The organism is Thermosipho sp. (in: thermotogales), assembly GCF_020054775.1.
Taxonomy (GTDB): domain Bacteria; phylum Thermotogota; class Thermotogae; order Thermotogales; family Fervidobacteriaceae; genus Thermosipho; species Thermosipho africanus.
In genome coordinates, this window is record NZ_JAIHAP010000084.1 from 1 (window position 1) to 7,752 (window position 7,752).

Annotated in this window: 9 protein-coding genes; all 9 read left to right on the top strand. The window is 33.3% G+C overall.

Features of this window, described 5'->3' with window-relative positions; translation table 11 throughout:
• Positions 1 to 844: topoisomerase DNA-binding C4 zinc finger domain-containing protein (locus JG780_RS09885; RefSeq protein ID WP_287570432.1), on the top strand; the 844-nt coding region annotated here is incomplete at its 5' end.
• Positions 845 to 872: 28 nt separating this feature from the next.
• Positions 873 to 1,802: an ATP-grasp domain-containing protein gene (locus JG780_RS09890; RefSeq protein ID WP_287570435.1), complete on the top strand. Its 930-nt coding sequence runs from the start codon at positions 873 to 875 to the stop codon at positions 1,800 to 1,802.
• Between the two features lie 56 nt (positions 1,803 to 1,858).
• Positions 1,859 to 2,392 carry an ATP-dependent protease subunit HslV gene (gene hslV / locus JG780_RS09895; RefSeq protein WP_287570438.1) on the top strand — a complete coding sequence of 178 codons (534 nt, stop codon included), beginning with the start codon at positions 1,859 to 1,861 and terminating at the stop codon, positions 2,390 to 2,392.
• Positions 2,389 to 2,973, top strand: a complete 585-nt coding sequence (locus JG780_RS09900; RefSeq protein WP_287570441.1) for an NUDIX hydrolase — start codon at positions 2,389 to 2,391, stop codon at positions 2,971 to 2,973. Before hslV ends, JG780_RS09900 begins: the two co-directional genes overlap by 4 nt.
• A gap of 59 nt (positions 2,974 to 3,032) precedes the next feature.
• Positions 3,033 to 3,302 carry a hypothetical protein gene (locus JG780_RS09905; protein WP_287570443.1) on the top strand — a complete coding sequence of 90 codons (270 nt, stop codon included), beginning with the start codon at positions 3,033 to 3,035 and terminating at the stop codon, positions 3,300 to 3,302.
• Between the two features lie 176 nt (positions 3,303 to 3,478).
• Complete coding sequence (locus JG780_RS09910; RefSeq protein WP_287570444.1) at positions 3,479 to 4,147, top strand: DUF4875 domain-containing protein; 669 nt, start codon at positions 3,479 to 3,481, stop codon at positions 4,145 to 4,147.
• A gap of 143 nt (positions 4,148 to 4,290) precedes the next feature.
• Positions 4,291 to 4,875 (top strand): hypothetical protein, encoded by a 585-nt coding sequence (locus JG780_RS09915; RefSeq protein ID WP_287570447.1) that lies wholly within the window; start codon positions 4,291 to 4,293, stop codon positions 4,873 to 4,875.
• A gap of 797 nt (positions 4,876 to 5,672) precedes the next feature.
• Positions 5,673 to 7,265 carry a GmrSD restriction endonuclease domain-containing protein gene (locus tag JG780_RS09920; RefSeq protein WP_287570449.1) on the top strand — a complete coding sequence of 531 codons (1,593 nt, stop codon included), beginning with the start codon at positions 5,673 to 5,675 and terminating at the stop codon, positions 7,263 to 7,265.
• Positions 7,266 to 7,482: 217 nt separating this feature from the next.
• The coding region (locus tag JG780_RS09925) for a PHP domain-containing protein (RefSeq protein WP_287570452.1) at positions 7,483 to 7,752 on the top strand (270 nt) is incomplete at its 3' end.

A 7,752-nucleotide genomic window follows, 5' to 3' on the forward strand; every position in this document is an offset into this window, starting at 1 on the left:
AACATACGCAACCATAATATCCACACTTTTGCAGCGTAAATACGTATCCAAAATAGCAAAAAGTACCTTGAGGCCTACAACAACTGGTTTTGTAGTAACCGACTTTTTGGAAGCATATTTCCCAGAAATAGTTGATGTAAAATTCACTGCGAACATGGAAGAAGACCTTGATAAGATAGAAGACGGAAAAAACAAAAGTAAAGTGGTTCTAGAGCAGTTTTACAAAGAGTTTGAAAAGTTCCTTACCACAGCATCTAACAACATCAAAAATAAACAAGAAATTTTACATTACGAAAGCGATGTACCTTGTGAAAAATGTGGGAAAAACATGAAATTAAATTTTGGGCGATACGGTCTATATTTATCCTGTGAAAAATGCAAGGAAACTCAGAAAATCCCAGCTGAATCATTTGGAGTAACAATTAAGGACAAATTATACATAAAAGAATACCTACAAGAAACTTTAAAAATAGACAAAGAAGAAAATAAAATAGATGAAAAGTGCCCCGTCTGTGGTGGAGACCTCATATTGAAACACGGGAAATTCGGAGAATTTATAGCATGTAGTAACTACCCTGATTGTAAATATACTCGCAATGTAAAAGCACGAGGAAAGTGTCCCAACTGTGGAGGTGACATCGTAAAATTAAAAAGCAAAAAAGGAAAAACTTATTTCAAATGTGATTCTTGCGGAACCATGTATTGGAACGAACCTTCAGAGTACAGTTGCCCCAACTGTGGCGAAACATTATTCTACAAAACCTCAAAAGGAAAGGAAAAGTTATACTGTGAAAAAGACAAAACATACTTTGAAATCGAAGAAATCAAACAACTAACAAAATAAATGTAGAAAGTTAAAAAGGAGATAAGTAATGGACATCCCAATCATTACAGGCGGGAAATCTATAGAGAGAGAAATTGCCTTAAGAAGTGCCAAAAATGTTTTTAATTCTATAAACAATTTAGGTTATAAACCACTAATAATAGATTTAATAGATGATGAATTTATAAATAAAATTCAAAATTATAAATTTGCTTTCAACGTGGTGCATGGAGATTACGGAGAAGATGGAAGGCTATCTTCCTTACTAGACATCTTAGGAATAGACTATACATGCTCAAGCCCTGAAACCTGTGTAGCCACATACGATAAATTTATATTCTATAACCTATTTAAAAATTATGTTCAAATGCCTCAGACAATTCTAACCAATAAATTGATATCACCGCCTTTTCAGTTCCCCTTTATCATCAAACCTAGGAAAAGCGGATCAAGTAAAGGTGTATACATCATCCACAACGAAAATGAATTCAAATTCTATTTAGAGAAAGATTTGAAAGAATTTCAAGAAGTTCTGGTTCAAGAATATATAAAAGGCCAGGAAATAACGATATCTTATATTCAGAAAAATGATGAGTTCATCTTACTACCAATCCTTGAAATTATTCCAAAAAAAGAATTCTATGATTATGAAGCAAAATATACAAACGGGTTAACTGATCTCAGGCCACAGCTTAATTCACCTGAAAAAATCATACAAAAAATAAATGAAATAGGGAATCAGTTTATGAAAATACTCTCTTTTAAAGACATGTTTAGAATCGATGCCATCCTAAAAGGCGATGAAATTTACGTTTTGGAAATAAACACCGTACCTGGTTTAACAGAATTAAGTGATCTTCCAACATCTGCAATAGCTGCAGGAATTAGCTTTGATGATTTAATAAATATAATAATCAAAAATCATGATGGACGGGCTAACTGTGGGGTGGGGAGCGGGGCGAAGGGGCGAAGTCTATAAAGTTTTAAAGTTTCTTAAGACACAAAAAATGTGACTGCAAGGAGGAAAGATAATTCATGGATTTTCATGGGACAACAATATTAGGAGTAAAAAGAAATGGAAAAACTGTAATATGTGGTGATGGACAAGTAACAATGGGAGAAACAGTTTTTAAAGGCAACGCCAAAAAAGTGAGAAGATTGGGCGAAGGAAAAGTAATATCAGGTTTTGCTGGATCCGTAGCCGATGCCCTTGCTTTGTATGAAAGATTTGAAGGAAAGTATAAGTCTTCACATGGTAATCTTATGAAAGCAGCTGTGGAGCTGACTAAAGAATGGCGTATGGACAAAGCACTTAGAAGACTTGAGGCGTTATTATTGGTCGCCGACAAAGAAAATATCTTTTTAATTTCAGGCAATGGAGAAGTAATGGAACCACAAGAAGATGCAATTGCAATTGGTTCCGGCGGACCTTATGCCTACGCTGCGGCAATGGCCTTGCTAAGAAATACAGACTTAGATGCTGAAGAAATTGCTAAAAAAGCCATAGAAATTGCCGGTGAAATATGTATTTATACGAATGACAACATCACCATGGAGATTATAGAATGAGTGAGCAGATTTTAGCTATTCCCACAAAAAAAATTTTAGAAAAAATATCTTCGAACAACGAGAATTTTTTTAAAATAAAATTCTGCGATTTTGTGGAAATATTGGAAAGTGGTAATTTCTACGAAAGAGATGCAATCGAAAATGATTATAATTACAAACAAATCATACCTTATGTAGTGTTCAAAAACTACGAAGACAAAATTTTAGTTTTAAAAAGAACACAAAATCAAGGTGAAAAAAGACTTCATAACAAGATATCAATAGGGATAGGGGGCCACATAAACAGAGGGGATAAAGGTTATACTATGGAACAAACCTTTTTCAACGGAATGGATCGTGAAATAAACGAAGAATTATGGATTACTAATTCATTCAAATATGTTTACAAAGGAATAATCAACGATAACCATGAAGATGTATCCAAAGTTCATATAGGTGTCCTTTTTATCGGATTCATTGATTCTGCTAAGATTAAAGAAGAAGATAACTTTGAAAGCACATGGATGAAAAAAGAAGAAATCGTAAATTTAAAGGATGTGAATTTCGAAGGTTGGACGAAAATTGCTTTAAATAACTTGTAAAAATTCTCATTAGACCAATTGTATTGAAAGGGCAAATAAAGGAGGCATAATTTAATTTTATGAACAATATTTACGGAGAAGATTCAGGTAAAGGCTTTATCAAAGAAGTACCTTTATCCACATTTGCAAAAGCAGTAGAAAGTGGTATTTATAAAGCACCATTAAGAGAAAACAACAGAGTTTGGTTAAGTGACTTATGGCTTATCACTTCTTTACCCGAAGATTTGATCAAAGAAACTATATCCAAATATATCGAAGAAATTGATCTGCCCGAAGATGTTGAAGAGATATACGACGACGAAAAAAACAAAGTTCTATGGAAAAAATAAATAACGCACAAGCAGTAAAAAAATATCTTATCAACACAATCATACGATACAATTTATTTCCAAAAATGCAAATTATTCTCCTATCACTATTTTTATAAAGTGAAGTGAAGATATTTATATATTTGCCTAAGTAGTTGGAAAAGTTAGTTTCCATCTTTAAAAAGGGAGATGATACAGTGAAGATAAAAGAAATAATGCCAGTATTTTATATAGCTTTAGCTGTGATTATTGTTGTTCTAATAATCAATTCTTTTTTACCATTAGAACCTAAAGTTGATGATTCATATCCAGAATCTAGAACTTCGGAATCAAAAGTTTTAGAATCTGAAATTGATATATCATATGATGTCGCTAAAATTGAAGACCTTTCATATTCTAATATTAGAAGATATCAAATATCTGTTGTGGTGAAAAATCAACCTACAACCGAACAATTAAAATTAGTTGCTAGGGCTATTGTTAATGATTTTCAGGAAAGCGATCAAGATTTTAACGCACTTTCTATTCAATTCTATGATTATGAAGAGTATGTAGGATTTGGCAATACTTTAGGATATGTTGAATTTGCTCCCGAAGGTGAGTGGAGAAAAGCAGATGAAGTAAGAACGGGAGATTATAACAAAATGGAATATATGTTTGCATTAAAAGAAAAAGATTGGTCAAAGCAATTGACAGAAGAAGAAGTAAAGATCTTCAAACAATGGAAAGAGATAAGACAAAAACAACCAAATTTATCAGAAGAAGAAATCAATCAGCAAGTTGCAGAAGATAACGGATTGAGCCCAGAAGAAGTCAAAAATATAATGTTTAAGCAAGCAATTTGGGCTCATGATGACCAAAAATAAATTTTATTTAACATTTTATTACAAGTCTTTAATTTTTTTGGTACTCTTCCAAAAAGTGTGGCTAGAAAAAAATGAAATATGAACAAATAATTAAATAATATGGTATCATTTAGCAAATCATAAAATACGAGGGAGGAGAAAAAATGAAAAAGTTTATTTTAGCTTGGTTGGTAGTATTTTTAAGTATCAGTGTTTTTAGTGCTATTGATTCAAATATTAGAGATACTATATTAGATGAAGCCACAATAAAAACAACAACTTTTAATTTTTTAAATCCTTATGTAACTAGAATAAAACCAGAACAAGTTACTGAGGATATAGAATTGACCGGAGGAGGTTATGATTCTATAGACAAAATGCTTGTTTATGGAGTTCTTGGCCAAGAAAGAGATCTATCAAATTATATAATTTTTGAAGTAGAATTTGACGACTTTAGAGGCATAAAAAAAAGCACTTTATTAAAAAACAATATTTTTATTGAAGGAGTACCTGTTGAAAATTTCGAATTGATTTATATGGTAGTGACTGCAAGTGGTTATTTTGGAACTTATGGTTGTAGAGGTGACGGGGATGCTAAGTTATATCTTATTGGATATGTTGAAAATTTACAATCTATATTAAATAATAATGAAACTATAACAATGGAGATTAAGTCTGAAAAAGAAAAAATAGAATTTCAATTAACAGACAAGTTATCAAAATTGATTGATTTTGCTAATCTATATTAATAAAAAAGAAGTGTTTAAAAAAGAAGTGTTTTTCTTCCAAAAAGTGTAGGTAAAAAATTTGATAAATTAAAAAAACATTCATTTACAAAAACCCTTCTTATGCGGGAAGATATTTTGCTTTTTATTGCCTTGGATAAATTTAATTTAACTCCAGCTTAATTACCTACTATTTTCGTGAGAAAACCAAAATAAATAAGAAGAAGATCTTCTTTTTGTTTGAATGTGGAGCGGGGCAAAGGAGTGTAAAAACAAGTTTTAAAGTTTCTAAAGTTTTAGAATTTCTAAAGAGAGTAAAACGCCTCTACCCATTTTTGTGAGCTAAAAGAGCAGAAGCGATAGCGATCACTTTGCTTATGCGCTATATGTAGTACAATATTTTCATTTCTACCTGATCCTGATAAAACCCTCAGAGAGGTAGAAAGAATCCTAAAGTTAGATGGAAAACTTTATGTAGCAGATGTATACAAAGATTATTCTCCTTCCTACTTTGGAGCAAAACGGTTCTCCCGCTGCTACCTTTACTCAAGGGAGGAGTATAAGGAATTCTTCGAAAGGTGCTTTATAAATGTCTATCAAAAAAATGGACCCTTTTCAAGATTTATTAAGTGTTGGAAATAAGAGATATAAACAAAACCAAAAATAATGGGCTCAGCGGGCTCGCAACATCCGATAGCAACGGATAAAAGGCCACGGTGCTTCGAGCATTCGCTCAAATTTCCTTAAGCAACTTCTTTTATCGGAAGAACGTTATTCGCAATCGAACTTTGTCGAATAAAACAATAGAGGAGGTTTAAACTATGGCTAAATTAGAAAGAACTGATAAACCTGTAAGTGTACTTATTGAAGAACTTGGAGAAGGAGCACTGGGATTACCTGAGATACAAAGAAGTTATGTATGGAACAGACCACAGGCACGAGATTTAGTAGATTCTCTCTACCGGGAATACCCTTCAGGGCTTATTCTTTTGTGGAAACCTAAAGAGTTTCCCGAATTAAGAGAACCAACTCTTGACGAGGATAGGAAGAAAGCGCCTGATTTCTTGATTCTAGACGGACAGCAAAGATTAACATCCTTAATAAAGATATTTAGCGGAGAAATAGATGTTTATTTCAATGTTGAGGAGGAATCGTTTCAAATTTATAACCAAAAATTGAAGGCAAACCCCTTGTGGATTTCTGTAAAGGATGTGATTAACAAAGGTGCAGTCAAAGTCTGGCGGGAACTAAAAACACAACTGGATTCATTTCTCTTTCAAACTGATGATTCTAAATTAGACGTATATCTCGATAGACTGTCTAGTCTGGAAAAAATAAAAGAATACCGCTATCCTGTTATGATCATACATACAGATGATTATGAAGAGATTACAGAATCTTTCATAAGAGTCAACTCAAGAGGGACTAGACTAAGAGAAGCTGAATTAGCGATGGCCCAACTTGCATTTCGTTGGCCAGGAGCCTTGGTAAAAGAATTTGAAAATGCTTTGGACGAATATGAACAGGCAAACTATGATTTAGAAGCTCGTTTTCTGATGAGGTGTTTTGTTGCAATCGGCACAGGTCAAAGCAGATTTCGGTATTTAAGCGCTTTATGGAAGAAAAGCCCTACCGAACTTGAAAATATATGGAAAAGAACCAAGAAAGCCGTTGATCACACCATTAACTTTTTGAAGAACAACGCTGGAATCGAGTCGTCGGATTGGATACCTTCGATAAATGCTCTCGTTCCTCTTGTGGTTTATTTATCGAAAAAGCAAGGTCAGATAATAGACGATGAAGTAAAAGGGCTTTTATTTTGGTTTTTTGAAGCGACTATCCATGGAAGGTTCACAGGTAGCCCAGAAACAAAGATTGATCAGGATTTGAAAGCCATAGAATCTTCAAATTCAATTAACGGTATGATAGCTAATTTAAGAAGAGACGTTCCCAGTTTTGACATAACGCCCGAGATGATAGAAGGAAAGTATCAACGCCATTCATTCCTACCTTTGATATTTACTATTTTGAGAGAGAAGAACGCTAAAGACTGGTTTACAGGAACCGTTCTAAGCTCCACTAATGTGGGACCTGAACATCAACTTGAACTACACCATATCTTTCCAAAAGCAATATTGAAAGAAAGCGGGGATTTCAAAACACATGAGATAGATGATATTGCAAATATTGCATTTCTTTCACAAAAAGCAAACAGAACAATTTTGAAATCGAAACCCGAGAAATATTTGAGCAATATCGAAGCAGATCGTTTAAAAGATCAGCTTGTTCCATTAGATACAGAGTTAAGGAAAGTGGAGAACTTTAGAGATTTTATCGTAGAACGAAGAAAACTCCTCAAAGAGGCTATTAATGAGTATATGAGAAAAATCGGAAGGGGATATTTCAATATCTGACCAATTCTCCTTCGTCCGACAGTGTATAACACAGCATAAAAGTTTGTGCCTTGCGGTACTTACTCAAACTTTTCACTATCGCTCAGGGCTTTTTTTATGCTGAAAAAGTTATATGACATTCCGCCAGCCTCAAAAAAATTCTCAAGGGCGGATGAATGGTTGATAAGAGCAATATCAAAAAAGACACTATATTACTAATTAAAACAGGAGGGAAATAGTGAAAGTTGATTTTCATACTCATTCTACAGGATCCGACGGGACTGATACTCCTCATGAATTATTGAATCTGGCCTTAGAAAAAGATATAGAATATCTATCTATCACCGATCATGATACCCTTGATGGAATCAAAGCCCTGGAAAATTTTACAGATTTAAAAAAATTAAAGTTTGTTCCTGGAGTAGAGATAAGTGCAGAATTCCCAACCACTCTACACCTATTAGGATACGGTTTTGATAGCAATAACGAGAGACTAAATAAGGTTTTA

Coding starts and splice junctions, on each gene's coding strand:
- JG780_RS09915 (WP_287570447.1), top strand. CDS start 4,291: ATGAAAAAGTTTATTTTAGCTTGGTTGGTAGTATTTTTAAGTATCAGT.
- JG780_RS09900 (WP_287570441.1), top strand. CDS start 2,389: ATGAGTGAGCAGATTTTAGCTATTCCCACAAAAAAAATTTTAGAAAAA.
- hslV (WP_287570438.1), top strand. CDS start 1,859: ATGGATTTTCATGGGACAACAATATTAGGAGTAAAAAGAAATGGAAAA.
- JG780_RS09905 (WP_287570443.1), top strand. CDS start 3,033: ATGAACAATATTTACGGAGAAGATTCAGGTAAAGGCTTTATCAAAGAA.
- JG780_RS09920 (WP_287570449.1), top strand. CDS start 5,673: ATGGCTAAATTAGAAAGAACTGATAAACCTGTAAGTGTACTTATTGAA.
- JG780_RS09890 (WP_287570435.1), top strand. CDS start 873: ATGGACATCCCAATCATTACAGGCGGGAAATCTATAGAGAGAGAAATT.